Consider the following 25,364-nt stretch of genomic DNA (forward strand, 5'->3'; position numbering starts at 1 on the left):
ATGGATTTAGGGCTAATACCGAGTGAAAAAGAGTGGCGAACAATCTACAAAGAGATTACGCAATTACTCAAACAATACGATAACCTTTCTGACTTAGAGCGCAGCCATATTGACTGTGCTCTGGATTGGGTAGTCGAAAAAAAAGAAATCGCACACCGCATTATTCTTGACCGATTTTTAAAAAGCGACCAGAATAAGTCCTATAATCAACTAGCTTTTGAGTTATACTATGATGAGAGCAACATCAGAAAAATTCGTAATGCTGGATACAAATACTTTGCAGAAAAATACAAAGGGGGTGAGCTGATTGATAGATGTCTCAACAAGAGAGACGAGACATAGTTTTTATGTCTCAACAGATTGGATCAAACTCAGGGACAAAGTCTTGACACGTGACAATTATGAATGTATTTGGTGCAAGGCAGAAGGTAAAGTAACCACAAGGAAGCGTGCAGTGCTTGAGGTAGATCACATCAAGGAGTTAGAACACTATCCACAGCATGCACTAGACATCAATAACTTGAGAACACTGTGCAAAGACTGCCATAACAAGCGTCACAACAGGTATCAACAGAGTGCCAAAAAATTTGACGACGAGGAGTTTAGTTGGTAAGCCCCCCGGTCAAATAAAAGTGAGAATTGTCTGACAACTCAAGACCAATTGGAAGTGTTTTAACCAAAAAAATCAAAAAAACGCACATGAGAGGGGGTAACCTATGGCAAAAACAAAACTAGAATTGGAATTATCAAAGTTGATTGACAAAAATTCTGCAAGCGATGTGGAGATTATGCGTCGATATTTGAGCCTTGTGGACACTTACAAAAAATTAGATAAGTCTATAGAAAAAAATGGCGTCATGATTTCGGTAAAAAATGGCAAACAAAATTTTTTGAAATCAAATCCAGCCGTTTCTGAAAAAGTCAAAGTTAATGCTGCGTTGATAAAACTTGGTGAATTTTTTGAGAAAAAACGCTTGGAAAAATCAGCCGAAAAAGGAATAAATCTGAATGAATTATATTGAATTTATGCCGAAAGAAGTGAAAAAGTATGTTATAGAGTACGAAAAAGGGAAGATAAAATTAAATAAAGAGCGTGTACAGTTGATTGATTATGTTGCGCGTGAAATTGGTCCACGTTTATGCTCTAAAGAGGTGTTTTTTGATGCTGACCAGATTAAAAAATGTATTGGCTATATCGAAAAATGGTTTTTTAAACTGGAAAATTTTCAAAAATTTATCATCGCTTTTGTGTTTTTATATTTTTCGGAGAATAAAGCAAATGTTTACCGTGAATTTTTAATCATGATGGGGCGTGGCGGTGGCAAAAACGGTTTGATTTCTGGTATTTGTTCGTATCTGTTGACACCGATGCATGGTATTGACAAGTATGACATTTCAATCGTGGCGAATAGCGAGGAGCAAGCAAAAGTCAGTTTTGATGAGATTTACGATGTGATTGAGGGAAACCCTGCGCTTAAAAAGACTTTTGATAATAAAAGGGCAAGAATCAGAAACCGTCAGACTAAAAGCGTGATTCGTTATGTGACTAGCAATGGTAGCACGAAGGATGGTGCGCGTGATGGCGCTGTTATTTTTGACGAAATACATCGCTATGAGAGTAATCGTGATGTACGGGTGCATGTTTCCGGGCTTGGCAAGCGCCCAAATCCACGGCAATTTTACATCGGGACTGATGGCTATGTGCGTGATGGCTTTATCGATAACATTAAAGATAAGGCGCAAAAAGTGCTGACGGGAAAAACGCGTTTTAATTCGCTTTTTCCGTTTATCTGCAAGCTTGATGATGAGCGTCAGGTGGATGATTTGGCAACGTGGGAGCTTGCCAATCCGATGTTTCACAAGCCTTTGAGTTCATATGCTAAAGACTTGTGGAATGAGGTGGTTGAGCAGTATGAGGAGTTGCAAGATGACCCAAGCAATCGAGAAGAGTTCATGACTAAACGGATGAATTTGCCTGTTGCAGATACTGAGCGGAGTGTGGCGAGCCATGAGGAGCTGGTGGCGACTAAGCGAGAATTTCCTGATTTGGCTGGTCGGCAATGTGTGGGGGCGTTTGACTATGCTGCTGTTCGAGACTTTGCAGCAGTTGGACTTTTGTTTAAATCAGGCGAGGATTATGTCTGGCTATCTCATAGTTTTGTCCGCAAAGAGTTTGTGGATGCGACTTATGGCTATAGCAAGCCCAAGGAGACGGTCAATGGCAAGCGGATGTTTGCGCCAATCAAAAAATGGGAGGATGATGGCTTTTTGACGGTACTTGATGCACCGACGATTAGCGCTGACCATATAGCAGATTGGTTTGTCAGGATGCGTGATGACGAGGGTTACGATTTGCAGACGATTGTGGCGGATAGATTTAGGGCTGAACATGTGCAACAAGCATTTGAAGTGCGTGACTTTGAAGTGCAATATAAAAATAAATTTGATGCGCCGCCGGGTTATCGTTTGGAGATTTTACGAAATGCCCTTGCGATTGATAGTTTAGTTGCGCCGAAAGTTGAGAGTGCTTTTGCCAGTCAAAATGTCATTTTTGGCGATAATGATATGATGCGGTGGTACACGCATAATGTGTTGCGCAAGCTAAAGGGCGATGGCAATGTCATCTATGTCAAAAAAGAGGATGTCCGGCGCAAGACGGATGGTTTTAAGGCGTTTGAATACGCGATGTATCATTCGGGAGACTTGCAAGATGTTAGTGTTGGGGATTTCTATGACAATGTTAATGACTGGTTTTAGTGATATGAGCATAGGGCGCGCGAATTGTCAAGCGTGCAAAATTAAGTTGGTTAAAAAAGTCCTATTTTTGAGGCTTTTTTTGTTTATACTGGATTTATACAACATGAAGAAAGGGGTGCTATGGGGGTTTTAGATGCCATTTTGGGGCGCAAGGAGCGGTCTAGTTTTGAATTTGTGATGGCAAGTGCCACTGCTCAGGCGACGATGAAAAACATTGCGCTTGATACGTGTGTGAATTATGTCGCTCGGACTTTTGCTAAGGCGACTTTTATCAAAAAAGACAAAAATCAAAAGTCTGTTTTTGACGAGGATTACTATTTACTGAATAGTCGTCCCAATCCTAATCAGACAGCTGCTGAATTTTGGGCACAAGCTGTGTCGAAGTTGATGAGAGATAGTGAATTACTAATTATCACTTATCAGAGGGGTCTTTATATCGCTGATGCGTTTGTCAAAAATGAATCACTTGCGGGCGATACATACTCAAGCGTATCTGTTAGGTCTAAGACTTTATCTAGAGTATTTTCAACGGATGAAGTTGTTTATCTAAAAAACGAAAACAAGGCGCTTGATACTTTCTTTGACAGTCTGTGGTCGGACTATGCAAGTATCATGGGGGCGAGTGTTGGCGCACAGATTCGCAGTGGTCAGGTTCGTGCGCTATGGAGTGTGTCAAACACAAAACTAGATGAGGAAGAACGCAAGAGCCAAAAACGGCTGCGTGAAAACATTGTCGAAGAAATCAAGAAGTCGCCTGTAGTGCTTATCCCTAGGAAACACGAGAAGGACTATGAGGAGGTTTCGACTAAGCAAGGCACTGGAAAAAATAGCAGCATTGATGATATTAGCAAAACCAAGAAATTCTACATCGATGACGTAGCGAACATCCTTGGCATTCCGAACGGCTTGATATATGGCGATGTTGCGGACAATCAAAAGAATTATGAGACTTTCATTGAGACTGTGATTGAGCCGATTGCTAGCAAGTTGATTGATGGACTGAATCATATCGCTTACTCGAAAAGCGAGCTTATCGCTGGATATACGCTTAAAATGCTAGGCGTGCGACGGCGGGATATGTTTGAGCTGTCTAGTAGCATTGATAAGCTGATTTCGTCAGGTGCAGTCACTCGCAATGAGGTGCGTGAGGAGTTGGGACGTTCGGCAGTTGAGGGTGGTGATCGCTTCCTGATTACGAAAAATTATGAGTTTGAAGATGGGAAAAAAGAGGGTTCAGCCTCGCCATGAGGGGGGACATCCTCCATATGGAAAAACCTTGCAAATAGCTTATTTGCAAGGTTTTTTATTGGCTTAAAAATATTTTAGAAAAAGTTTTAGTTTATGCTTGACTTTATGTATTCGGTTTAGTATAATATAGATATAGGGTTGAGAAAGAAAGGCTTGACCTGATACTAAGACCAACGGAAAGGGCTATCGTGATGAAGTCAAGGAGAAATAAGAAAAAAGCTTCTAAACTTGACCTACTTATCAAAATAGTTGGCTTGCTAGTAGCAATAGCAACACTAATCAACTTGATAATAGATATTGTTAAGAAACTTTCTTAGAGTTAGAGAGGCGAGGGTTGGAAAGCCCAGTCCTTGCTTTTCTATACTTTGATTTTAGCACAAAATATAAAAATGAACAAATTTAATAAGTGGCTTGAAAATCAAGCGACGGTCACTAAAATATTAATTTTAGCGTTTCTAATTTTGGCGTTTGTTTATATGATTTTACAGATAGTTGTGAAATTAACATAAACGAAAAGAAAAAAATGGGTCGTCCACCGTCTAGCAATCCTAAAGGCGTGCCAACGACAATAAGATTGGATGAAAAAACTGATAAATTTTTGAAGAAGTATTCGGAAATTGAAAAAGTGAGTAAAGCTGAAACGGTTCGCCGTGGTCTTGAAAAACTTGAAAAAGAATGGAAAAAATAAAAACAGCATTACCTTTCTGATTGGCGTCCGTCAGATAATGCTGTCCACTGAACAACCTCGAAAGATTGCTATAGCATAATTATAGCACAAATCTTTTCGTGGCTCAATGAAAGGATTTTTATTATGTCTAAAAAACTTACTATCCCTCAAACTGAGACGAGCATGTCTCGGTTTGATAAAGGTATATTTAGTCAAACGCTGTCAGCTTTGAAATATGCAATCTATACGGTTGAGAAGCTTGAATCTGATTATAACGCTATGTTAGAAGAACTGAACGTGCCACCGACGAATACTGAGGCTGAAAGCGCCCAAAATAAGACGATAAGTTTACTTGACAGACGTTGTCTGTGATTGAGGTGGCGTTATGAAAATAACTAGAAAAGAAAAAGAAGTTTTGGCAATTTTGCTTGGGATTGAGTTGTCTGAGTTGACAATAATTTTAGATGTTGCTCAGGTTATCAAAGGCTGGATACTTGATGACAACAAAGATTTTAGTATCTATGACATTTCAGATTTAGCTAGAGATTCAAATATTGGCTTTTCAGAGGTTTATCAGGCAATCGTTAGGACTGCTGAACTGTACGAAGATATAGCGTGATGAGAAGTCCTATTTTTGCTTTAAAAATTCTTTACAATGGTGTTATGGAGGATGAACGTGATGAATGATTTAATCAAAATTACAACGAATGAAAATGATGAACAACTTGTCAGCGGTCGGGAATTACATGAATTTTTAGGGATTGAAACTCCGTATGCAAAATGGTTTGGTCGTATGGCTGATTATGGCTTTAGTGAAAATATAGATTATGTGGTCGCGGACATTTTTGTCCCTAACTCAAATGGTGGTCGGCAAACGCAGGTAGACCACGCTATGAAGATAGATATGGCAAAAGAAATCTCAATGATACAGCGTAACGAGAGAGGTAGGCAAGCCAGACTGTATTTTATTCAAGTTGAGAGGGCTTGGAATAGCGAAGAAATGATTTTACTTCGTAGTCGTCAGATTTTAGAACGCAAGCTTGAAACTTTACAGCTTGAGAATAATCAGTTATCAGAGCAGAAATTGATTGCGGAGCAACGTGTTAATGAGTTGCAACCTAAAGCGAGTTATTATGACTATGTACTACAAACCAAAGGGCTGGTGTCTGTATCAATCATCGCTAAACAATACGGGAAAAGTGCGGTTTGGTTGAATAAACTATTGCATGAGTACGGCATTATCTTCAAACAAGGTAATGTTTGGTTACTTTATCAGAAATACGCTGATAAGGGGTATACCAAGACAAATTTTGCGCCTGATGATGTGGCACAGTTGCACCCTCATACTAAATGGACACAGCAAGGCATGCTGTTTATCTATGAGTTGTTGAAATCAAAAGAGATTTTACCCATGGTGGAACGTGATGGACAGGCGAGCTAGAGAAAAAAATCATAACTTGAAAAGTCCGCTTTTTTGGACTTTTTTTGTTTATACTGAATTTATAGAGCGATTGAGAGGAGGTGAGGAATGATGTTGAAGTTTTTATTTAATGGTGCGGTAATTGATGATAGCGATGCTTGGTTTTATGATTGGTTTGATGACCCTTATGTGAGTCCTAAAAAAGTTAAAGATTTTTTGGCACAAGCTGGAGGTCAAGACATTCAGGTGTCTATCAATTCAGGTGGTGGGTCTGTCTTTGCGGGCAGTGAAATTTTTACGGCGTTGAAAGAATACGACGGAAAAGTTGAGGTAGTCGTCAGTGGCATTGCTGCAAGTATCGCAAGCGTTGTGGCAATGGCTGGTGACGTGGTTAAGATTAGCCCATTGGGTCAGATGATGATCCACAATGCGGCCATGGTCGATTATGGCGATTATCGGGAGTTTGACCATGCCAGTCAGATTTTATTTGCAACGAGCGAGAGCCTAGCCAAGGTTTATGCTGAGAAGTCTGGTAAGACGGTCGATGAAGTGTTGGCTTTGATGAATGCTGAAACTTGGATGACGGCTGATAAGGCGGTTGAGCATGGTTTTGCGGATGAGGTGCTGTTTATTAACAGCGAGCCGATGCAAATGGTTGCAAGTGCTGGGCATATCGTTAGCAAGGATAAAATCGAAGCCTTTAAGGCGATGATGGCTGATAAACAAAATCAGACTGCTGCTGAAGCGGACAAAATCAAAATTGATGGCGAGAAACTTGCTAAACTTGTCAATCAGGCTGTGGAAAAAGCGCTTGAGGACAAAACGACGGAAAAACCAAAGCAGGTCAATGATTTGGCACGCTTTGTCTTTTTATAAATTTTAACGGAGGTCAAAATGACTATTTTTAACACTTTACCTAACTACCAGGCGGCGGTCGCTAAATTTACGGAATCAATGGCAAATGATGCGGACAAAGCGACGCAAAATGCTCTGTATGCTGAGGCCATGCAAACTCTGGGCAGTGATTTGACGGAGACGTTGACGAACTCAAACAAAGAAACGCTTGAAGGCATGTTTGCCAGTCAACATGCTAACAAGGGCATGACGGCAACTGAAATCAAGTTTTTCAATGACATTGCCAAAAACGTTGGCACTAAAAATCCGCTTCTTTTGCCGGAAGAAACGGTCAACGAAGTATTTGAAGACTTGGTTTCTGAACATCCATTGCTAGGTGCGATTAACTTCAAAAATGCTGGCTTGCGCTTAAAAGCGCTCGTGGCTGAAACATCTGGTGCTGCGGGTTGGGACAATGTCTTTACTGACATTAAAAATCAGCTGGATGCGGTATTCACTGAGGAAGATTTCTCACAAAGCAAGCTGACGGCGTTTGTGGTCATTCCTAAAGATGCTCTACAATTTGGCGCAAGCTGGATTAAGCAATTTGTCATCGCACAAATCGGTGAGGCATTCGCAGTTGCGCTTGAGGCGGCGGTTGTCAATGGTGATGGTAACAAAAAACCGATTGGATTGACACGTAACCTGAACAATGGCACAACGTCAAATGGCGTGACGACGTTTAATCCTAAAACAGCAACACTTAATTTGACGACTTTGAATCCTCAAAATGCGCCTACTTTGTTACAACCTGCGATGTCAACACTTTCTATCTCTGAAAAAGGGAAGTCAGTGGCAATCGGCGGGTCAGTCATCATGCTGGTCAATCCATCGGACTATTATGCACTGGAAGCGAAGTTTACAGCGCTTAATGTTAATGGGGTTTACACCTTTACCTTACCGTTTGGCATCCAAGTGATGCAGTCTGTTGCGGTTACTGCAGGGACGGCGGTTATCTTTGTGGCGAAACGTTATGATGCTTATGTCGGAGGTGGCACAGAGATTAAGGAATTTGACCAGACGTTGGCGCTGGATGACTTGAACCTTTACACGGCTAAGGCTTACTATTTCGGTAAACCGAAAGATAATAATGTGGCTGTGATTGCGACATTGGTCGCGCAAGGAGCATGAGATGGAAATTAAGGTTTTAACTGATTTTGTTGATTTTTCGGTCAATCGCACACGCCATGTTGGCGAGGTGTTTGAGGTAACTGAAGAGCGCTTTTCCGAACTCAATGCAGCCTTGCCAGATTTCGTTGAAAAGTTTGGCGAGGGTGTAGCCGAAAAAGACGATGTGCCGAAGAAAAATGGCAAAAAATCAGCTGCTAAAAAATAAGGGGTAGGCTATGACGCTAGAAGAAATAAAAACGTGGGTCGATAACAAACTTAGTGCATTTAAGCTAAGAATGCGTATCGGATCGAATGCTGAGGATAAGAATTTAAGGCAGATGTTGACATCTAGCGCCACAACACTGATTCGCTTGACTGGGGCGCGTGACTTAGATGACCCGACACTTGTCAGTCTCATCTTTGATCGTGCTAGATACGAGTATAATGATGCCTTGGATGAATTTGTGGGCAATTACCACGAGGAAATCAATATGCTTTATGTGCAGTATGGTCTGGAGGGTGATGCCGATGATAACAAGCCAGAAACAGGGCAAGAATAAGACGCACAATGGCACGTTAAGGACGCCTGTAACGTTTTATGCTTGTGGTGTGGCAAATGGACTGGATGCGCGTGAAAATGTCATGAGCGTCAAATATGAGGCGTTTGCAGAGTGTTATGCGCCATCAAGCAAAGATATTGAGATATTGAAAAATAGCTCAGTTAGCCCTAAACGGTCGCTGACGATTAAGATACGTGAGCCGATGGCAGATTATCGTCCTGGCAATAAACACCGCGTCAAGGTGCGCGATGCTAGGTTTGCAGATATTTTTTGGGATATTGCGGATATTCGTCCGGACTTGACGCAAAATGAGTTTATCACGATTTTGTTGAAGGGGGATTGAGATGGCATATACAGGCGCAACGATTGTCGGCATGGATGAGTTGATGAAAAAAATAGAGGCAAAATTCAGTGACCAACGTGTCAGTCGAGTGGTAAATAAAGCGCTGAAAGAAATTGGTGCGGAGCAAGCGAAAGATTTGCAGTCTGTTGCGCAGGCGTTTGTTGATCCCGAATTGATTGTATCCAGTCGTGTTAGTAGAAGTGGTGGGATACCATCGGTGAAAATCGGATGGTCTGGTGGACGTTGGCAAGTAGTTCATCTTAATGAGTTCGGTTTTAATCATCTCAAGGCTGGGGAATTTGTCAAACAAAGAGGTTTCGGTGTCATGCGAGCTTTTGTTTATACAACAGAGGCGACCTATATGGATAAATTAAAAGATAAACTAGAGGAATTGATAAAATGAGTGATATGCTAACAGAGGTCTGGATGGCTTTATCTGATGCCCCAGAACTTGCGGATATAACGATTAAGTCTTTCGAGCGTCCTGAGGCTTTGGCTGATGATGCGCCTAGTCTTGTCATTGTGCCGATGGGACCACCTGAACAAGTGATATTTGGTAGTGGTAAACCGTTAGCGAAGCGGTTTAGTTATCAGCTCAATATCGAGACAAGTGATCGAATGCTAACCAAGAATTTAGCGAAACAGACTGAAATCGTGATGCGAAAACTAGGTTTTTATCAAGAAGCTGGCGGACTTGATGAGTATTTCAGTGAAACGAAGCGATATGTAGATGCTAGGCGATATACGGGCAGAAGTCCATTGTATGACGAAAATTATTAAGGAGAAGATATGACAATTATCAATGTAAATAAAGTGACAGTGCGCATCTTAGACGGTGCTACGCCGTCAGATACGAATACTTTTGAACTAAAAGGCGCTGCAAATAGCGGAGCTTTACAAGAGGTTAAGATTACAGGTTTAGCATCAGATCCTGTGAAAACATGGGGAAGTGGTGTCGCTTACCACATTTCGCGCATGGGCGTTGGAGATGTTAAGGCGGAAATCAAGGCATTGGATATCCCGGAAGATGTTAAAGCTAAACTGTTGGGCTATACAACAGTGGATGGCGTGACTTATATCGGTACGGATACAGAGGCACCTGAAGTGTCGTTATTGTTTGAGGGGATTTCAACAGCTGGCGGAGGTGCTTACTTAGGCTTTTTCCGTGGTGTTCTGTCATTAGATGAGTTCGAGGGCAAACAAGCCAGTGAAAAAGCTGAGGAGTTGCCATCTGAAAATATGACATTCTCAGCAATGGCATCTGATGATGCAGCGACACAAGGCATGTATTTTGCTAAGTATGTCGGAACTGAATCGGAAAAAATCGAAACACTTAAAGCACAACTACACATTGTTGCTGGTGCATAATCAAGTCAGGACACTTTCGAAGGTGTCTTGATTATTTCAGGAGAGAAAATGGCTTTAGAAATTAGACTTAAAAAGGGTGGCGAAACGGTTGTTAAGACGTGCCCGTTTATTCCTGCACGCAAATATTTGGAGTATTTGGAGCTGGAAGAATCAATCGATAACGAGAGCACCAAACCAAGCGAGGTGCTGGATAAACGGATTGCGTTTATCGTGTCCTTATTTGATGATTTGACGGTTGACGACTTATATGATGGTCTGAGTACAAAAGAGTTGCCAATCGTCGTGCAAGAGGTCACAATGGCGATTTTGGGCGGTGGTGACGACGATGACCCAAAGGACAAATAACGGCTGGCGAAGCTAAAAAGAAAATTTTATCGTTTTTCAAATCTCTTATGACCTCTCAGCAACTTTCGATAAATGAGCTGATGGAATCAGATTGGCATAGCTTGCTGAAAGTTTTGGGCGCTGATAGTGAAGTTGATACCGATGCGCGTGAAAAAGTTGTGGATTTGGCTGATTTTGTTAATACGTTATAAAGGAATGTCACAGAAATGTGATGTTTTTTATATTGATACGCATTTTTTACGTGTTTTTAGTTGACCACGTGATAAATACGTGATATACTATTAATATAGATAAGGGAAAGGCAGAGTATGAAGAAAAGAGATGTAGAAAAAAAGTTTAAAAAAGGTGGTTGGTGGCTCAAACGCCACGGTGGCAACCATGATGTTTGGACTAATGGCGAAAGGGAAGAACAAATCCCACGCCACCCAGAAATTAACGAACGGCTCGCAAAAGCCATACTCAAACGCAACGGGCTATAAAGTAGCCCATGACCTGAAAGGAGGTCTTTTGATGTCTCATTTAATCGCATTCCCAACGGTCATCACTTTTGATGACCAAGAAAAATCTGATTATAAATATCTCGCCTATATTCCTGATCTTGATGGCTATACACAAGGTGTCAGTCTAGCTGATGCTATCGTGATGGCAAGAGATTATATCGGTACATTTTCGTTAGATCATCCATTGCCTGAGGCGGGACAAGTCAGCTTTGAAGCTGAGGATTCTGATGTTGTTACTTTGGTTGATATTGACCCTGATAGCTATAAACGAGAGCTGGATAAAACGCCTGTCAAAAAAACCTTATCTATTCCTTCATATCTCAATGATGCAGGCATTAACGAGGGCTTGAACTTCTCTCAAACGCTTGCGGATGCTATCAGAGATAAACTTCACTTGGTTTAATTATCATTAAACAAAGAAGTATAACGATATATTTTGAAACTACAAGGAAGGAGTAAGGAGGTAAGTGATGTCTAAAAAACAAGCTGCTTGGCTTAGGGTTTTAGTGATGATTGCTCTAGTTTTGACGTTTATTATTATCACTGTCAGACTTTTTTCTGAGTATAGTAATTTGATACCAAGTATGGTTTTGGGTGTTTTGCTAATTATTCCAGGCCTACCAATTATTATTTGGGTGATTATCGCGGCTTTATTATACGTTCTTTTAAAATTGGCTATTATGAGTCTAATTAAAACCTATGATACGTACAATGTATTTGATTTTTAATTGTTTTAAAAAAGTCCTATTTTTAGGGCTTTTTTGTTTTACACTGAAATTAGAATAAATTTCGGAGGTAAATATGGGAGCGCATGATCCATTAGGAAGTATGGTTGTCAAACTTGGACTTGACAGTTCGAGTTTTGGCGATAGTCTATCAGCTGCAAATCGAGCAACGAAATATTTTGTAAATGAAGTAAAAGCACTAGATAATGTCATGAAATTGACCGGAAAAAGTAGCGACGGTCTTTCAGCAAAACAGAAATCACTTAGCAATGCTATCAAATCTCAGTCAAAAGTTTTAGAAACTTTGAAGGCAGATTTTAAAAATGCTGAGCCGGGTACTGCAAAGTACGAAAACCTTGCCAATAAAATTCAGGTCGCTAATACAAAGATGGCCTCTTTTGAAGCTCAGATAAAAACCACAACCAAGCAACTTGCTGCCGAACATTGGTATACAGGTGGCATAGAAAAAGTTGGTGATGTAACACAAAAAATCGGAAACAAAATAGCGGATGCTGGGGATAAAATGAAACCAATCAGCACTGCTTTGACGGCTGGTTTTGTATTATCTACCAAAAAAGCGCTTGATTTTGAAGGGCAGATGAACACAATCAAATCTCTTCTTGCTGATACGATACCGACAGCAGAGGGACTGACTAAAGCGACAAGAGAAATGGGAGAAAAGTCCAAAGGTTGGGCAAAACAATATGGTCTCAGTACCACTGAGATTAATCACGGGATGGAGGAGTTGATCAAAAAAGGGTTTGATATGAACCAGACGATTGACGCTATGCCTGCGTTGTTAGATGCGAGCAAGGCCAGTGGTGATGATTTTGGAACTGTTATGGATTCGGCATCAAGTATCTTGCAGCAATTTGGGCTAAAGGCAAAAGATACCGGGCGTGTGACAGATACGCTTACTTTTGTTGCCAATAAAACCTCATCTGGATTTTCTGATCTGGGCGAAGCGATGAAGTATGTTGGTCCGGTTGCAAAGACAACAGGAAACACTTTAGAGGATACAGCTGCGGCCATTGGTATCTTATCTGATAACGGGATTCTAGGAACTGCGGCGGGTACTGCTCTTAGATCAAGTATGTTGAAATTGTCACAAGTATCGACTAAAAAAGCGGTGGAGCAATTTTCTAACCTGATGGATGTTGCAGGTAAAGGGGCACAACCTTTAGCTAAAGCGTGGGAAGAATCAATTCCTATTATTCAAAGAGCGAAAGATCGTTATACGGAAGTCATCAATCTTGGTGGCACGAAAAAACAAATCAAGGATGCAGAGGATGGTATAACCTCCGCATACGGTGGGATTAAAAAGGCGTTTGAAAAACTTTCATTCGCTGATCAGATTGTATCATTGCAAGGTATGAAGAAAGAATGGATTGCATCTGGTCATAGCGCACAAGATTTCAACGGTATCATTAAAACGATGGTTGGAACGGAATCATTTACGGCGATGTCAGTTTTAATTGATAAAGGTGGCGATGCTATCAAAAATTTATCAAAAGAAACACGCGGGGCAACAGGCTATACTAAAAACTTAGCTGATGAGCTTAGCAAGTCTAGCAAAAATGGTGTTGATAAATTCAAGGCGAGTCTTGAGGTTTTACAAATCAATGTCGGTCAAAAATTATTGCCCGCATTAAATCCATTGTTAAAATTTGCTAATGATATGATCGACAAGTTTAGTCGGTTAGATTCTGGTACGCAAAATCTAATTGTTGGTGCAGGTTTGGCAACCGCAATAGCGTATCCATTACTTAATGTTATTGGTGGTACTATCAGTAAAATCGGTCTACTTGTCACTGGCATTGGTAAGATGAATACAGCTATCAAGGCTGCATCGATGACGAGGTCGCTAACCAAAGAATTAACTGGCATGGCAAGTGGTGCGAGTGCTGCGGAGAGTGCTCTTGCAGGGACGACAACTAAGACGGGTTTACTTGCAAAAGCTATTCCTTTTTTGACAAATCCAATCACGCTTGCGGTCGGTGGCACTGCTTTACTTGCTGGGGGCTTGGTTTACTTATCTCAAAAACAAGATGAGGCGCGTCGGGAGACGGAAAAATGGGGAAGTAAGCTATCAACGACTGCAGATAATGAGCTGACGAACTTTAAAGGTAAAGTTGACAATACAAAGGATGCGATTGATAAGTTTGAGGCAGGAGCAACAACCGCAGAAAAAGTCGGTCAAGCTTTTGCGGATATGTATAATAACATTAAAACAGCTGCTCAGGAAGCGGATACGAGGATTGAGAAGGCTGCTGGTCGTCTTGGATTAACCGATGAGCAAATCGCTAAGGGGAAAGAGGCGAATGCGCAGTATGTTAAGAATGCTGAAATCATGTCGGACCAGGTTATCGCGATCTATCAAAAGCATAATAATGACTCGTCTCAGTTGACGGCAGCAGAAAAAGAGATTGTCGTCAATAATCAAAAAGAGATGATTGACGCACAGTTGAACTTGATGAAGCTGTCAAGCTCTGAAAAGAAAAATGTTATGGTGGCGTTAAATGGTGATATCTCTCAGCTTAACAGGACTCAGCTAGAGAGTGCTACAAAACATCTCGAAACGTTGATGAGTAAAGAAAATAGTGCTTATAAAAAAGAAAAAGATGATTTGAAAACGGCGCTTGACTCAAAAATGCTGACACAAGCTGAATATGATGCCAAGGCTGCTGTTGCGCGTGACCAGCATAATGCTGTGATGGAATCGTATGGCACTAAATACCTAGCATCGATGAACGCATTAGATAGAGCGATGCAAGCAAGTGGAATTGATAAGACTGCGACTGGTATTTGGCAAAAAACTCGTGACACCCTCAACAAGTACGGTGACGGGATGTACGATAGGATCATCGCTAAGTCAAACGAAGCTGGAAAAGCCGTAAGCGCATCGAGCGGCATGATTGCTCAGTATAGTTCAGACATGTCAGCAGATGGTAAAGCTGCAAGCGATCAATGGAATGCTTTAATTTTTGACTCTAAAACTGGTGAATTGAAACAAAATGCAAATGATGAAATTTCCAAAGCCATACAAGCAGAGGGTGGCTGGAATCAGATGCAATTCATTCTCAAAAACGCAAATCTCGACACGAACGCTAGAGAAACTATTGCCAAAGCCATGATCGCTAACGGGCAGTGGGAAAAATTAAAACCAGAAGAAAAGGATTTAATTTTTAAAAACGAAGCAGGCATGAAAGCTATCTATGATTCTAAGGAGATGCTTGCGACGTGGACGGCTATGCCAGACTCAATCAAAAAAATGCTTGCTAACAACAAAGATTTCATGGAAAAGTCTGATACGGCCACAAAGGAAATCAATGATTGGAATAAGCTGTCAACTAAAGAACAAGAATTGAGAGCTAAAAATGCGACGAAACCGAATGTATTAGATGCGCAAAATACCATCAATTCTCTGACAGGCCTACAAGTCGACTTGACAGCAAGTAACAAAACAAAGCCTGAAAAAGATGCGGCACAAGGTACCGTTAACTCAATGTATGGCAAGAAAGTTGACTTGAGTGCTGCTAACAAAACAAAGCCTGAAAAGGATGCGGCACAAGGTACCGTTAACTCGTTATTTGGTAAAACAGTTGGGTTGTTTGCCACTAACCTTGCGGGGCAGGGTAAGGGCGAGGCACAGGGTACTGTTAATTCGTTATTTGGTAAAACAGTTGGGTTGTTTTCTGATAACTTGGCACGTGGTGGAAAAGATGCGGCGCAAGGCACGATAGACTCTCTTACGAGAGGACCAGTGTCGCTACTTGCTACTGATAATACTGGAGTAGGGATCGCAGACGCGAATAGAAATTTGTCAAATAACCTTCCTGCAGAAAAAAATATTGTCCTTAATTTTTTATCAGGCGGAATTAAGCTAGAAAGAGGGACTAATTACCATAATGGCGGGGTGGCCATGGTCAATGACCAAAAGGGCGGTCTGTATAAAGAGATGATCACGTTACCAAACGGTCAATCTTTCGTTCCAGAAGGGCGCAATGTGCTGCTTGATTTGCCTCGTGGCTCAAAAGTTTTGACGGCGCGAAAAACAGCGCCACTGATTCCAAAATATGCTAAAGGTGTTGGCCCGCAAAAAATACCGGCTAATGCGCAAATTTTTAGAGATATGGCGCGTGTGGAAAGTGTGACAAGTCAGTCTGAGACAAGCCTAAATGTCAATGTCGATAATAAAGAGGTATTGCAGAAATTAGACGATATGATTCAAGTGATGCTGCGGATGTTAGGTAAAAATATGGATGTCTATATGGATGGTGGAAAAGTTGGAGAGATTTTAGATGTCATTAATAGCAAAAAACAAAAAAGACATGGCCTAGTAGGAGGTGGATTATGAGCAGTGACTTTAAAATAAAATTTGGCGATTTGATGCTGTCAGATTATTTCGATTTGACGAGTTATCCAATCGGTAGAAATAACAAGCGCATTACAAACACGACATCACAGCTTGCTAATGGTGTTGAAATCCTGAGTAGTCGATACGAAGAAAAGATGATTGAGCTGAAGATATTCTCGAATAATCGTTCAGTAAGGGAAATTGATGATGTCATTTCGCAGGCGATCAATCAAGGAGCCCAAAAACTTGTCTTTAGCGATTTTCCGAACGAATACTATTTGGCAAAACTAGATGGCGATGCTGCGATGTATCGGGAGTTGGAGAACAAGTCGGTAGTAGGTACTTTAAATTTTATCGTACCTGATGGCCTAAGTCACCCCGATGAGATAAAAGGCCCCTACACAGCAACACAAGGCGCTGATGGTCGTTATAGCGTAACTGTAGTCAATGAGGGGAGTGTGGATGCACCTATCACGATGACGGCAACGATGAATGCCGAAAACGGTTATGTCGGGATGTACACGGATTATGCTATCACGGGAATTGGGAATAAAGAGGAAACGGATGGCGTAGATTATCAACAAACTGAAACGTTTTTGGATACAACTGCCTTCAATGGAGCTGGATGGTCGAACTGGTCGGGCACTTACACACCAGATGCACGGTTTGATTTATCGGGTACGCTTGGCGTTTCTGGGTCTGCTGGGCAATCAGGCTTGCGCCTAGCAACAACTGGCGGTAATAAAGGACTTTTCAACGGCGGCGGAAAGATTTACACTTTACCAGCGGACAGTGAAGGAGCGATTGGTGCGAAGAACTTTTACGCTTGGTGGGATACCTTTTTCTGGGCTGGAAAAATGGGACAAACGGCTGTGCAGGACATTATTTTTTGGTCGGGTAATGAAATCATCGCCCGCTGGCTTGTGTTGAAAACTGATAAAAACGGAAACAGCGCAGTCTGTAGAGCTTCATACAATGATGGGACGGGCATCAAAAATTTACCAAAATATGATTTTACTTTTAAATCATCTCACTTGGACACAGAGAACCCTTTCAATCAGTCAAGAGGGGCTATGGACTTTCTGAAAGAGGGAGCTAAAATCCAATTTCACTATTGGGGGCAATATCCAAGCGTTATCGTGCCTTATCTTGCAGACAAGCAAGTGACGAAAGTCTCGATGGTACTTGCCAACTATGATAAGCGTACAGGCGATAATTATGTGACACATAACGCCATTCAAAAGTTACAAATCCGAAAACTAAAAGTTGATAAGTGGCGTGACGTCCCTAACAGATTTAGCGATGGAGATATTGTCAAAATGACCGGAGCAGATAGCAAAGTCTACGTCAATGGCATGCCAAAGTTGACTGAAAAAGCAGATGGTTCTAACTTGTTTTCCGTTCCGCCAGGGGAAACAACGATCTACTTTCAATGCTCGGATTGGTGCGCTGAACCGCCAACCTACAAAATAGAATTTAAGGAGGCTAACTTATAATGCAATTTCATATTTTGGATGAAAATTTCTCGCCAGTCGCTATCATGGACAACGATTTACCCGACGCCATCCATTTTAGGAAGTCTAAGTTTCATCGATTTTTGATTGGCTCAGCCGACTTTTTGGATTTTGAAACATCTAAATTACACACAGATTCCGGAATGTTTCGGGTCGGCTACTGGATTGCCTTTGAGTATAATAATCGAGATAATTTGCTTTACATCACGCAAATCGATGAAGCTGAACGTGATAAGACAATGGCCATCTCAGCCATCAGCCTAAATCTTGACCTAAACCTTGAAATAACACCACCATTTTATGCAGATGTGGCGCGTCCGTTTAGTTGGTATTTTGATCGCATCATGCACGATACAGGTTATGAGATTGGTGCCAATGAGATTTCAAACTTGACTCGCAAACTTTCGTGGGATAGCGAAATGAGCCATCGTGCGTTTTTACAATCAGTAGCGACACAGTTTGATAATGCTGAACTTGATTATGAGGTGCAACTCAATTCGGACTTTTCTATCAAAAAACGTTTGGTGCATATCAAGAAAAAAGTCGGCGAAGTTCGGGAAGATATCGAACTGCGCTATGGCAAGAATGTTCGGACGATTAAGCGGACGACTGATATTAGCGAAATTTGCACGGCAGTATGCCCGACGTCAAAAGATGATAACGATAAAGTCACAACGATTGCGAATTTGGCGAATTGGCAGGAATTAGATGCGCGTGGTGAGGTGAAATTTTTCCATACCAAAGGCGAAAACTTTATCAAAGCACCGCAAGCTAATGCACGTTTTGGCAATCGGGGGAACAATGTCAACGGCGGTGGTTATATCGTCTATAATTTTAGCCACGATAAGATTTCTCAAAGTGAATTATTTAATCGAGCAAAAACGTACCTCGAAGAGCACAGCGTGCCTGCTATCAATTATGAGGTAGAAGGTCGGACCGGCGCAAATATCGGCGACACGGTCAAGATTGTTGATGATGGCTACACAACGCAGCTGATATTGTCGGCTCGGGTGTTAGAGCAGGTCATTAGTTTTGACGATGCGACGGTGGAAGCTGCGACGTTTGGTAATTACAAAGCCCTGCAGTCTCAAATATCAGCTGAATTGATTGCGAAAATGCAACAGCTGGCCGAGGAGAATGCACCTTACAAAGCTGTCACCTTAACGACAAATGGTCTGACATTCAAGAACTCTGCCGGGACGACTACTTTGACCGCTAGACTTTACAAGGGTAGCAAAGAGATAGCACCCGAAAAGTACGAATGGACAATCGATGGCGCTAGTATTTCAGGCGATGGCGAGCAGCACGAGATCACGGCAGATGATATCGACAGTAAAGCTGTTGTTCGCTGGTCTGCAGTGATTAATGGTAATGTGGTGGCATTTGATGAGGTCACAATTATTGATGTGTCGGATGGTGTTGATGGCGAGAGTCCGACCATCACAGTAAATCCTGACACGAGCTTAACTATAACTGATAAAGATGGCGAGGTTACCACGCCAGTACTCAAAGGTGATGATGGTGTTGATGGTGAGAGTCCGACCATCACAGTAAATCCTGACACGAGCTTAACCATAACCGGTAAAGATGGCGAGGTCACCACGCCAGTACTCAAAGGTGGGGATGGTACAAGTGGCATATTATTGAGTGATACACCGCCAGAAGCACCAGAAATCGGGCAACTCTGGCAAGATGTGTCATCAGAAGTACAGCTGATTAAAAAATGGAATGGCGATGATTGGGTGATATGGGAATTATATGTCGAAAATCTGAATGCTAATAACTTATCAGCCATATCGCCAAATCTTGGCACCATTACGGGCGGGAGCTATTTAAGTTGGAACTATTTCGCAAATAGAAATTATGATGGTGAAAAATATAGCGGTAGTATAAATGCCATCTATCTCTATAATGGTGAGCTGAGAACTATGCGATTTACTGCGGAATCAATAGATGAAAATACCACATTAAACTCTGTAGTAACTTCTACATTCCCTGATTATATAGAAGGTCAGTCTACAAATGGAGGAAACATAGATTCGTACGCCATGAATCTTCAAAGACAAATTGATGACGGTCTTGCAGGTTATCCAGATAGATTAGTTGGAGCCAGTTTCAAAGATATCATAACTGATATGAATAGCGAGTATATATATTCCAAACAGTATACATCTATTGATGATCATCTATATGATGTCTATACGGGAACTGTTAGAGGGTACGGCTATGACAGTACATTTTCTATATATGCGAAAGATAAATTAGATCTTAGTTCTTACTCAGAAACGTCATTATCAGGAAGAAGCAGTGTGTATATAAGCTCAATAGGACCAGTGGTTATAGAGTCATCAACAATATTAATCGGTGGAGCAACCGTAGGAACTTCTGATATACGAACGCCTAGAAATGATAGGCCGAGAATACCTGTATTCAATGAAATTTTCAACGGCAAATATACGGCGATGTCTAATACTGAAGCAACGTTGAAACAGCTTGGTGATTTGACAAACGCTAAATATCTGCACTTAGATTTGCTTTGCTACAATAAGACACAACATGTCGTGATGGATATCAGTAATTCTCAGTCCAACTTTGATCCAAAGTGGAAGTACTCAGCTCAAACCGTCGTACCCGAGTTTAATGTGACATCGTCAGGGAGGTTTAGGTTATGGGAAGTTGAATTACTATGTACTGGTGCGGTTCAAGGTTCTCAGTTTCGTTTTGGACAAACGAGATTTGTATCAGGTGGCCAGAATGATTGGAATGTAGCTGATGATACAAATAGGAGTAACATTTTTGTTCATAGGATCACAGTGGAATACTAAGATTAGAAAGAGGAAAAAATATTTTGGAGTTTATGGATAAATTGGCAGAGGTCAACTCGGTCATGCTCGCTGTATTTGGCATCAGTTTTTTTGGTTCTATCAGGTCGCTAACTAAAGCGTTGCTGAGACAACAGGATAAGAGACAACAAGAAAAAGAGTTACTAAAAAGCTCGTTTTTGATGCTCAAAGATTCGCAGTTGGCGATATTACACAACAAGATTTACACAAATTGCGGCGAGTTTTTGGAAGCTGGATATATCTCGATTGACGATTTAGATGACTTAAATTATCTTTTTAATGCTTATAAGTCTTTAGGCGGTAATGGAACCGGCGAAACGCTTTATAATAAGGTTGTCGCTTTACCTAACAAAAATGAAGGGAGGTGAGATAGTGAAAAATAAAACTTATGATGCGCTTAAAAATCTGGTGCTTGGCGGATTGCCAATCTTGATCACCTTCCTGAGTTCGCTGGAATTTGAAAAAGCAACGACCATTGTGGCTGCGCTAACTGCTGCACTTGGACTGGCCACGATTGTCGCAAAAAATATCTATGACAAAAACGATGATGGAAAAGTCGACTGGAAAGATTTGTCGGATGATTGAGGTCATTGTACTTATCACAACGACACTCACGTTCACTCTACTTGCGACTAGATCAATCGCAAGTTTATTAAAAAAAGGAGATTGAAAATGAACTTGAAAGACCTTGCTAAAAAAGCTATCGAAAACAGTGATAGCTTGACAGATGCAACTAACCAGGCAAAGAAAAGGACGGCGGTGGCTTTTATCAATAAAGAGTTGATTGATGGTGGCGAATATACAGCTGAAACTTTACCCATACAAGAAATCGACGAAACGATCGAGGAGGTGTTAGATGACAGCAAATAACAATTTAGCAGTGTCATGGTTTGATAATCGCAAAGGTAAACTTACCTACTCCATGTACGGCAGCCGAAATGGCACAGACGGAACGGCGGATTGCTCGGGATCTACCACGCAAGCGATCAAAGATTCTGGCGGTAGTCAATATGCCTATCTTTACAGCACAGTCACGCTTGCTAGCTACTTGAGCCAAAATGGCTATACTCGCATTTCCGCGAATGAATCCTGGGATGCGCAGCGTGGCGATGTCGTCTTGATGAGCTGGGGGCCTAGCATGGCATACAGTAGTGGTGCAGGTGGCCATGTCGGACTCATGAAAGATGCGTCGGTATTCATTTCTGTCGATTATTGGACAGGTGGTCAAGCAGGAACAGCAGTATCTGAACATGATTGGAACTACTACTATAGCGTCCAAAAACCAATGTATATCGAGGTTTGGCGGGTTAAAAGTATGACACCAGCACCGCCTAAACCACAACCAGCTACGTATATCGGAACATCTGCCCACGTCCAAGGCGTCGGCTGGAAGAACTACACGCAAACGATTGGCACAACTGGTAAGAGCTTGCGACTTGAAGCATTTGTCGTGCCTGCTGGCGTTGAGGGCGAGGGTCATGTCGAGAAACTAGGATGGACTGGACGGCGTAAGTCTGGCGAGATTATCGGAACGGCAGGCAGTTCAAAACGCCTTGAAGCGATTAAGCTGTATGGTAATATCAAGTACCGCGTGCACGTCCAAGGAATTGGATGGACTGGCTGGGTCGAGAGTGGTCAGCAAGCTGGCACAACCGGTCAATCAAAACGAATTGAAGCAATTGAGATTGTTAAAAAATAATACTCTAAAAAAACCTTGTAGACGCTAGTCTACAAGGTTTTTTAGTTTGCAATTTGTTGGAAAAAATATTGATTTTTCTATTGACTTTTGCAATGCAAAAGTGTAAAATATAGATATAGGGTTAGGAAAGAAAGGCTTAACCTGATAGGAAAATAGAAAGGAAAAGGAGTTGAGAAAAAGAGTACGAAAAAAGTCAGCTAAGCTAACGGTAGAAATTACAATAAACCTGTTATGGCTTAAACTGACAGTAAAAATCGAGCGGTAAGCTCAAACTTGAATCAAGGCGGTGAGTGAAAGCACCTACCTTGGTTTAAGTGTACCATTTTCTAAACGAGGTGTAAATATTATGACAAAGAAATTATATGAAAAAAAATCAAAAGATGGCAAGCGAACTTTTACAATCAGTAAAACAACTGGGAAAGAAAAAGTTCAATTTATCGTCGGGGCTTTAGCTATAGGTTTAATTATTTGGTGGTTAGTCAAATGAAGGAGCAGAAAAAAATGGGTAGGCCAAGTCTATCTGATAAACCAAGCAAAAATATTATTTTTAGGCTTTCAGAGGATGAGGCTAAAAAATTTGATGAATATGCTGCGGAAAAAGGAAAGACAAAATCAAAGATACTTAGGGAATTTGTCTTGTCGTTAATTAGTGATAAAAAATAGGTAGCTATTGCGCGTGATAAAATGCTTGTGCCAAATTTGTGCCAAATATTTTTACAAAGTATTATTTTCTATTTCGGGTAAAACGTGAAAACCCTTTTATAATAAGGGGTTTTGATTACGTATTATCGCCTATTTCGGTGTGTGTATGTCCCCCGCCGGAATCGAACCAGCATCAAACCCTTAGGAGGGGCCCGTAATATCCGTTATACTAGAGGGACGGATAAATGGCGCATCGCCATTTGACATTATATCATTTTATATTGATAAATTCACCTGCTTTGAGGATTTTTTCAGGTTGTTTTTGATATTTTTTGACATTTTTTTCATCGAAGGAGTTGCCGACGATGTTGACGACGGTGCCTGATTTGCCCATGCGCCCCGTCCGCCCCGTCCGGTGAGTGTAACTTTCGAGATTGACCGGAATATCAAAGTTAATCACATAGTCGAGGTCATCAATGTCAAGACCGCGCGCGGCAATATCTGTTGCAAGTAGGAGTGTAATCTCGCCATTTTTGAATTTCTCGATAATTGTTTTACGGAAACGCCCATTGACGTCACTGGCGATAGAAACCGCTGCGATATGTTGGAAAGTCAGTTTTTCTTCGGCATTGCCGAGGTCTTCCAAACGGTTAAAGAAGACCAAACCACGCATATTAGGCATGTGGGCGATTTGTCGGAGGAGGTCAATTTTCTTCCGATTTTCGACTTTGACCATGAAATGGTCAACCGTTGCGTCCGTTTTGTCGACATTAATCTCAAGCAAGTTAGGCGCAAAACTCGCCATGGTCTCGTAAACTTCGTGAGCCGTCGCGCTAGAAGCGATGAACTGGTAGTCCTTAGGTGTGCGCGTGATAATCGGCTTGACAAACTGCCACTGCGACTCCTCGAGCAGGTTATCAACTTCATCGAGAATAATCGTGTTGATAGCAGTCATCTTGATTTTTTTATCTTTAACCAACTCTAAGGCCCGACCGGGGGTCGCAACGATAATCTCAGGTCCTTTTTTGATCCGCTCAATTTGGCGTTTAAGACTAGCACCGGAGATAATTAGATTAGCGGTTAGGCTAAGAGGCGCTGCCAATGATTTAACGACTTCAAAAATTTGACCGGCAAGCTCACTATTAGGGGCTAGAATCAGGAGCTGTTGCCCCTGTTTTTTTTCTACTTTGAGGAGACTTGGCAAAAGATAGGCTAAGGTTTTACCTGTCCCAGTCGGGCTAGTGGCAAGGACGTTTTGTCCTGATGAAATGGCATCGAAGGATTGTTGTTGAACCGCCGTAAAATCAGAAACAGAGGCTAATACGTCTGTCCAGACTTCAGGAAGCTCATTTTTTGTCAGCGTCAAATTTAATTCCTGCACTTTCTCTCATGGCGTAACTTGTGGCAGCAACGTTAATCGCCAGATTTAGCCAGTTTTCATAGTCTTCAAAATGTTGTGGGGTATCGGGCGCTTCAATCACTCGAGCAAAATCAAGCGCTTCTTCTTGCATGCTATCTTGAGATGCCTTAATCGGTAGTTCAGTTGTGGTGCCATCCAACTCGACGAAATGCGCAGACTGGATGGCATTGACCGCATCAAGCACAAGCGTGCCAGTCGTCGTATAGATTTCATTGGGTAAAAATGAATTGTAGTTGCCACCCGTTTTAAGGGCGACTTTAAAGCCGTCATAGGAGAGCACACCGACGCCAGAAACATCGATGCCTGATTCCAGTAATTCAGCTGTGTACTGGGCATACGTTGGCTTGCCGAAAAAAGCATGCGCCGCATAAAGTAAGTACACCCCCAAATCAGCCAACAAGCCACCTGAAAATTTCGGGTTGAATTTATTGGGTAGCTCGCCGTTTAAGAGGGCGGGCATTTTTGATGAATATTTAGCATAGGTAAAATCAGCGCCGACGATGATTTTGTCAGCAAGGAACTCTCTGATGATGTCGAAAGATTTTTCATGCAAATTACGCGCTGCTTCAAAGAAAAGGACTTTTTCTTGCGCCGCAAGCTTGATAATTTCAGCCAGTTCAGCTGGGTTTGAAAAAGCAGGTTTTTCGACAATGACGTGTTTACCAGCTAAAATCGCTGCCTTGGCCTGCTCGAAATGCAAAGCATTGGGACTAGCGACATAAATCACGTCCAATTCTGAGTCGACAAATTCTGTCAAATGTTCAAAGACATCCACATGGTGGAAATCCTCAGTAAAGGTCACACCACTCGCTAAATTACGCGTATAAATCGCAGAAAAATGATAGCGTTTCGTTGACAAGGCCGCATCAATAAAAGCACGCGAAATCCAGCCAGTTCCAATCACACCAAGTTTTAATTTCATAGTTTTCTCCCTAAATTAGGCTTATTAGTT

32 protein-coding genes and 1 tRNA gene are annotated in these 25,364 nt (G+C 41.6%); 30 read left to right on the forward strand and 3 right to left on the reverse strand.

Annotated elements, in window-relative coordinates; translation table 11 throughout:
• From RsY01_RS04475 to RsY01_RS04615, 30 genes are all read left to right on the forward strand, one after another.
• Entirely contained in the window at positions 1–342 is a 342-nt protein-coding gene (locus tag RsY01_RS04475; protein ID WP_094784360.1) for a hypothetical protein, read from the forward strand.
• Positions 308–613, forward strand: coding sequence for an HNH endonuclease (locus RsY01_RS04480; RefSeq protein ID WP_094784361.1), 306 nt, complete (start codon positions 308–310; stop codon positions 611–613). The genes RsY01_RS04475 and RsY01_RS04480 overlap by 35 nt, the downstream gene beginning before the upstream one ends.
• A gap of 103 nt (positions 614–716) precedes the next feature.
• Positions 717–1,022, forward strand: a complete 306-nt coding sequence (locus RsY01_RS04485) for a P27 family phage terminase small subunit (RefSeq protein ID WP_094784362.1) — start codon at positions 717–719, stop codon at positions 1,020–1,022.
• On the forward strand, positions 1,009–2,757 hold the full coding sequence (locus RsY01_RS04490) for a terminase large subunit domain-containing protein (protein WP_432205766.1): 1,749 nt from the start codon (positions 1,009–1,011) through the stop codon (positions 2,755–2,757). Before RsY01_RS04485 ends, RsY01_RS04490 begins: the two co-directional genes overlap by 14 nt.
• A 120-nt stretch (positions 2,758–2,877) precedes the next feature.
• Positions 2,878–4,005 carry a phage portal protein gene (locus RsY01_RS04495; RefSeq protein WP_094784363.1) on the forward strand — a complete coding sequence of 376 codons (1,128 nt, stop codon included), beginning with the start codon at positions 2,878–2,880 and terminating at the stop codon, positions 4,003–4,005.
• Between the two features lie 523 nt (positions 4,006–4,528).
• Positions 4,529–4,693, forward strand: coding sequence for a ribbon-helix-helix domain-containing protein (locus RsY01_RS10815; RefSeq protein ID WP_096761350.1), 165 nt, complete (start codon positions 4,529–4,531; stop codon positions 4,691–4,693).
• A gap of 123 nt (positions 4,694–4,816) precedes the next feature.
• Positions 4,817–5,044 carry a hypothetical protein gene (locus RsY01_RS04500; RefSeq protein ID WP_094784364.1) on the forward strand — a complete coding sequence of 76 codons (228 nt, stop codon included), beginning with the start codon at positions 4,817–4,819 and terminating at the stop codon, positions 5,042–5,044.
• Between the two features lie 13 nt (positions 5,045–5,057).
• On the forward strand, positions 5,058–5,291 hold the full coding sequence (locus RsY01_RS04505; protein ID WP_094784365.1) for a hypothetical protein: 234 nt from the start codon (positions 5,058–5,060) through the stop codon (positions 5,289–5,291).
• 60 nt (positions 5,292–5,351) lie between these two features.
• Positions 5,352–6,113: a phage antirepressor KilAC domain-containing protein gene (locus RsY01_RS04510; protein WP_094784366.1), complete on the forward strand. Its 762-nt coding sequence runs from the start codon at positions 5,352–5,354 to the stop codon at positions 6,111–6,113.
• 87 nt (positions 6,114–6,200) lie between these two features.
• The gene (locus RsY01_RS04515; protein ID WP_238594946.1) at positions 6,201–6,968 is read left to right on the forward strand and encodes a head maturation protease, ClpP-related; all 768 of its coding nucleotides are present in this window, start codon (positions 6,201–6,203) and stop codon (positions 6,966–6,968) included.
• Between the two features lie 18 nt (positions 6,969–6,986).
• Entirely contained in the window at positions 6,987–8,117 is a 1,131-nt protein-coding gene (locus tag RsY01_RS04520; RefSeq protein WP_094784368.1) for a phage major capsid protein, read from the forward strand.
• Position 8,118: 1 nt separating this feature from the next.
• On the forward strand, positions 8,119–8,322 hold the full coding sequence (locus RsY01_RS04525) for a hypothetical protein (RefSeq protein ID WP_094784369.1): 204 nt from the start codon (positions 8,119–8,121) through the stop codon (positions 8,320–8,322).
• Between the two features lie 10 nt (positions 8,323–8,332).
• Complete coding sequence (locus RsY01_RS04530) at positions 8,333–8,656, forward strand: hypothetical protein (RefSeq protein WP_094784370.1); 324 nt, start codon at positions 8,333–8,335, stop codon at positions 8,654–8,656.
• Positions 8,619–8,999 carry a phage head-tail adapter protein gene (locus RsY01_RS04535; RefSeq protein ID WP_238594947.1) on the forward strand — a complete coding sequence of 127 codons (381 nt, stop codon included), beginning with the start codon at positions 8,619–8,621 and terminating at the stop codon, positions 8,997–8,999. The genes RsY01_RS04530 and RsY01_RS04535 overlap by 38 nt, the downstream gene beginning before the upstream one ends.
• Position 9,000: 1 nt before the next feature.
• On the forward strand, positions 9,001–9,402 hold the full coding sequence (locus RsY01_RS04540) for a hypothetical protein (protein ID WP_094784372.1): 402 nt from the start codon (positions 9,001–9,003) through the stop codon (positions 9,400–9,402).
• Positions 9,399–9,779: a hypothetical protein gene (locus tag RsY01_RS04545; RefSeq protein WP_094784373.1), complete on the forward strand. Its 381-nt coding sequence runs from the start codon at positions 9,399–9,401 to the stop codon at positions 9,777–9,779. The genes RsY01_RS04540 and RsY01_RS04545 overlap by 4 nt, the downstream gene beginning before the upstream one ends.
• A 9-nt stretch (positions 9,780–9,788) precedes the next feature.
• Entirely contained in the window at positions 9,789–10,367 is a 579-nt protein-coding gene (locus RsY01_RS04550) for a major tail protein (protein ID WP_094784374.1), read from the forward strand.
• Positions 10,368–10,415: 48 nt separating this feature from the next.
• The gene (gene gpG / locus RsY01_RS04555) at positions 10,416–10,712 is read left to right on the forward strand and encodes a phage tail assembly chaperone G (protein WP_094784375.1); all 297 of its coding nucleotides are present in this window, start codon (positions 10,416–10,418) and stop codon (positions 10,710–10,712) included.
• Between the two features lie 308 nt (positions 10,713–11,020).
• Positions 11,021–11,191 (forward strand): type II toxin-antitoxin system HicA family toxin, encoded by a 171-nt coding sequence (locus RsY01_RS04560; protein WP_094783624.1) that lies wholly within the window; start codon positions 11,021–11,023, stop codon positions 11,189–11,191.
• Between the two features lie 31 nt (positions 11,192–11,222).
• Complete coding sequence (locus RsY01_RS04565; RefSeq protein ID WP_094784376.1) at positions 11,223–11,615, forward strand: type II toxin-antitoxin system HicB family antitoxin; 393 nt, start codon at positions 11,223–11,225, stop codon at positions 11,613–11,615.
• A 67-nt stretch (positions 11,616–11,682) separates the two neighbouring features.
• Positions 11,683–11,940: a hypothetical protein gene (locus RsY01_RS04570; RefSeq protein ID WP_094784377.1), complete on the forward strand. Its 258-nt coding sequence runs from the start codon at positions 11,683–11,685 to the stop codon at positions 11,938–11,940.
• A gap of 73 nt (positions 11,941–12,013) precedes the next feature.
• Positions 12,014–16,294 (forward strand): phage tail tape measure protein, encoded by a 4,281-nt coding sequence (locus RsY01_RS04575; protein ID WP_094784378.1) that lies wholly within the window; start codon positions 12,014–12,016, stop codon positions 16,292–16,294.
• Complete coding sequence (locus tag RsY01_RS04580; protein ID WP_094784379.1) at positions 16,291–17,790, forward strand: distal tail protein Dit; 1,500 nt, start codon at positions 16,291–16,293, stop codon at positions 17,788–17,790. Before RsY01_RS04575 ends, RsY01_RS04580 begins: the two co-directional genes overlap by 4 nt.
• Complete coding sequence (locus tag RsY01_RS04585) at positions 17,790–20,633, forward strand: phage tail spike protein (protein WP_094784380.1); 2,844 nt, start codon at positions 17,790–17,792, stop codon at positions 20,631–20,633. The genes RsY01_RS04580 and RsY01_RS04585 overlap by 1 nt, the downstream gene beginning before the upstream one ends.
• A gap of 32 nt (positions 20,634–20,665) precedes the next feature.
• Positions 20,666–21,019 (forward strand): hypothetical protein, encoded by a 354-nt coding sequence (locus RsY01_RS04590; RefSeq protein ID WP_094784381.1) that lies wholly within the window; start codon positions 20,666–20,668, stop codon positions 21,017–21,019.
• A gap of 4 nt (positions 21,020–21,023) precedes the next feature.
• Positions 21,024–21,236, forward strand: coding sequence for a hypothetical protein (locus RsY01_RS04595; RefSeq protein WP_094784382.1), 213 nt, complete (start codon positions 21,024–21,026; stop codon positions 21,234–21,236).
• An 87-nt stretch (positions 21,237–21,323) separates the two neighbouring features.
• Positions 21,324–21,521: a hypothetical protein gene (locus RsY01_RS04600; RefSeq protein WP_094784383.1), complete on the forward strand. Its 198-nt coding sequence runs from the start codon at positions 21,324–21,326 to the stop codon at positions 21,519–21,521.
• Complete coding sequence (locus RsY01_RS11040; protein WP_193791315.1) at positions 21,508–22,350, forward strand: peptidoglycan amidohydrolase family protein; 843 nt, start codon at positions 21,508–21,510, stop codon at positions 22,348–22,350. Before RsY01_RS04600 ends, RsY01_RS11040 begins: the two co-directional genes overlap by 14 nt.
• Before the next feature lie 346 nt (positions 22,351–22,696).
• Positions 22,697–22,837, forward strand: a complete 141-nt coding sequence (locus tag RsY01_RS10885) for a hypothetical protein (protein WP_157905777.1) — start codon at positions 22,697–22,699, stop codon at positions 22,835–22,837.
• A complete protein-coding gene (locus RsY01_RS04615; RefSeq protein WP_094784384.1) occupies positions 22,834–23,013 on the forward strand; it encodes a ribbon-helix-helix protein, CopG family in 180 nt (59 codons plus the stop codon). Before RsY01_RS10885 ends, RsY01_RS04615 begins: the two co-directional genes overlap by 4 nt.
• 146 nt (positions 23,014–23,159) lie before the next feature.
• Here the strand turns inward: RsY01_RS04615 and RsY01_RS04620 are convergent.
• The 3 genes from RsY01_RS04620 to RsY01_RS04630 form a co-directional block, all read right to left on the reverse strand.
• A tRNA-Arg gene (locus RsY01_RS04620) sits at positions 23,160–23,231 on the reverse strand.
• A 32-nt stretch (positions 23,232–23,263) separates the two neighbouring features.
• Positions 23,264–24,373, reverse strand: a complete 1,110-nt coding sequence (locus RsY01_RS04625; protein ID WP_238594948.1) for a DEAD/DEAH box helicase — start codon at positions 24,371–24,373, stop codon at positions 23,264–23,266.
• Positions 24,339–25,334: a Gfo/Idh/MocA family protein gene (locus tag RsY01_RS04630; RefSeq protein WP_094784385.1), complete on the reverse strand. Its 996-nt coding sequence runs from the start codon at positions 25,332–25,334 to the stop codon at positions 24,339–24,341. The genes RsY01_RS04625 and RsY01_RS04630 overlap by 35 nt, the downstream gene beginning before the upstream one ends.
• Between the last annotated feature and the right edge of the window lie 30 nt (positions 25,335–25,364).

The sequence above is a fragment of the Pseudolactococcus reticulitermitis genome (assembly GCF_002260845.1).
Taxonomy (GTDB): domain Bacteria; phylum Bacillota; class Bacilli; order Lactobacillales; family Streptococcaceae; genus Pseudolactococcus; species Pseudolactococcus reticulitermitis.

Excerpts from the sequence above, each read along its gene's own strand:
- RsY01_RS04475 (WP_094784360.1), top strand. The coding sequence starts at position 1 with ATGGATTTAGGGCTAATACCGAGTGAAAAAGAGTGGCGAACAATCTAC.
- RsY01_RS04485 (WP_094784362.1), top strand. The coding sequence starts at position 717 with ATGGCAAAAACAAAACTAGAATTGGAATTATCAAAGTTGATTGACAAA.
- RsY01_RS04490 (WP_432205766.1), top strand. The coding sequence starts at position 1,009 with ATGAATTATATTGAATTTATGCCGAAAGAAGTGAAAAAGTATGTTATA.
- RsY01_RS04495 (WP_094784363.1), top strand. The coding sequence starts at position 2,878 with ATGGGGGTTTTAGATGCCATTTTGGGGCGCAAGGAGCGGTCTAGTTTT.
- RsY01_RS10815 (WP_096761350.1), top strand. The coding sequence starts at position 4,529 with ATGGGTCGTCCACCGTCTAGCAATCCTAAAGGCGTGCCAACGACAATA.
- RsY01_RS04500 (WP_094784364.1), top strand. The coding sequence starts at position 4,817 with ATGTCTAAAAAACTTACTATCCCTCAAACTGAGACGAGCATGTCTCGG.
- RsY01_RS04505 (WP_094784365.1), top strand. The coding sequence starts at position 5,058 with ATGAAAATAACTAGAAAAGAAAAAGAAGTTTTGGCAATTTTGCTTGGG.
- RsY01_RS04510 (WP_094784366.1), top strand. The coding sequence starts at position 5,352 with ATGAATGATTTAATCAAAATTACAACGAATGAAAATGATGAACAACTT.
- RsY01_RS04515 (WP_238594946.1), top strand. The coding sequence starts at position 6,201 with ATGATGTTGAAGTTTTTATTTAATGGTGCGGTAATTGATGATAGCGAT.
- RsY01_RS04520 (WP_094784368.1), top strand. The coding sequence starts at position 6,987 with ATGACTATTTTTAACACTTTACCTAACTACCAGGCGGCGGTCGCTAAA.
- RsY01_RS04525 (WP_094784369.1), top strand. The coding sequence starts at position 8,119 with ATGGAAATTAAGGTTTTAACTGATTTTGTTGATTTTTCGGTCAATCGC.
- RsY01_RS04530 (WP_094784370.1), top strand. The coding sequence starts at position 8,333 with ATGACGCTAGAAGAAATAAAAACGTGGGTCGATAACAAACTTAGTGCA.
- RsY01_RS04535 (WP_238594947.1), top strand. The coding sequence starts at position 8,619 with ATGCCGATGATAACAAGCCAGAAACAGGGCAAGAATAAGACGCACAAT.
- RsY01_RS04540 (WP_094784372.1), top strand. The coding sequence starts at position 9,001 with ATGGCATATACAGGCGCAACGATTGTCGGCATGGATGAGTTGATGAAA.
- RsY01_RS04545 (WP_094784373.1), top strand. The coding sequence starts at position 9,399 with ATGAGTGATATGCTAACAGAGGTCTGGATGGCTTTATCTGATGCCCCA.
- RsY01_RS04550 (WP_094784374.1), top strand. The coding sequence starts at position 9,789 with ATGACAATTATCAATGTAAATAAAGTGACAGTGCGCATCTTAGACGGT.
- gpG (WP_094784375.1), top strand. The coding sequence starts at position 10,416 with ATGGCTTTAGAAATTAGACTTAAAAAGGGTGGCGAAACGGTTGTTAAG.
- RsY01_RS04560 (WP_094783624.1), top strand. The coding sequence starts at position 11,021 with ATGAAGAAAAGAGATGTAGAAAAAAAGTTTAAAAAAGGTGGTTGGTGG.
- RsY01_RS04565 (WP_094784376.1), top strand. The coding sequence starts at position 11,223 with ATGTCTCATTTAATCGCATTCCCAACGGTCATCACTTTTGATGACCAA.
- RsY01_RS04570 (WP_094784377.1), top strand. The coding sequence starts at position 11,683 with ATGTCTAAAAAACAAGCTGCTTGGCTTAGGGTTTTAGTGATGATTGCT.
- RsY01_RS04575 (WP_094784378.1), top strand. The coding sequence starts at position 12,014 with ATGGGAGCGCATGATCCATTAGGAAGTATGGTTGTCAAACTTGGACTT.
- RsY01_RS04580 (WP_094784379.1), top strand. The coding sequence starts at position 16,291 with ATGAGCAGTGACTTTAAAATAAAATTTGGCGATTTGATGCTGTCAGAT.
- RsY01_RS04585 (WP_094784380.1), top strand. The coding sequence starts at position 17,790 with ATGCAATTTCATATTTTGGATGAAAATTTCTCGCCAGTCGCTATCATG.
- RsY01_RS04590 (WP_094784381.1), top strand. The coding sequence starts at position 20,666 with ATGGATAAATTGGCAGAGGTCAACTCGGTCATGCTCGCTGTATTTGGC.
- RsY01_RS04600 (WP_094784383.1), top strand. The coding sequence starts at position 21,324 with ATGAACTTGAAAGACCTTGCTAAAAAAGCTATCGAAAACAGTGATAGC.
- RsY01_RS11040 (WP_193791315.1), top strand. The coding sequence starts at position 21,508 with ATGACAGCAAATAACAATTTAGCAGTGTCATGGTTTGATAATCGCAAA.
- RsY01_RS10885 (WP_157905777.1), top strand. The coding sequence starts at position 22,697 with ATGACAAAGAAATTATATGAAAAAAAATCAAAAGATGGCAAGCGAACT.
- RsY01_RS04615 (WP_094784384.1), top strand. The coding sequence starts at position 22,834 with ATGAAGGAGCAGAAAAAAATGGGTAGGCCAAGTCTATCTGATAAACCA.
- RsY01_RS04630 (WP_094784385.1), bottom strand. The coding sequence starts at position 25,334 with ATGAAATTAAAACTTGGTGTGATTGGAACTGGCTGGATTTCGCGTGCT.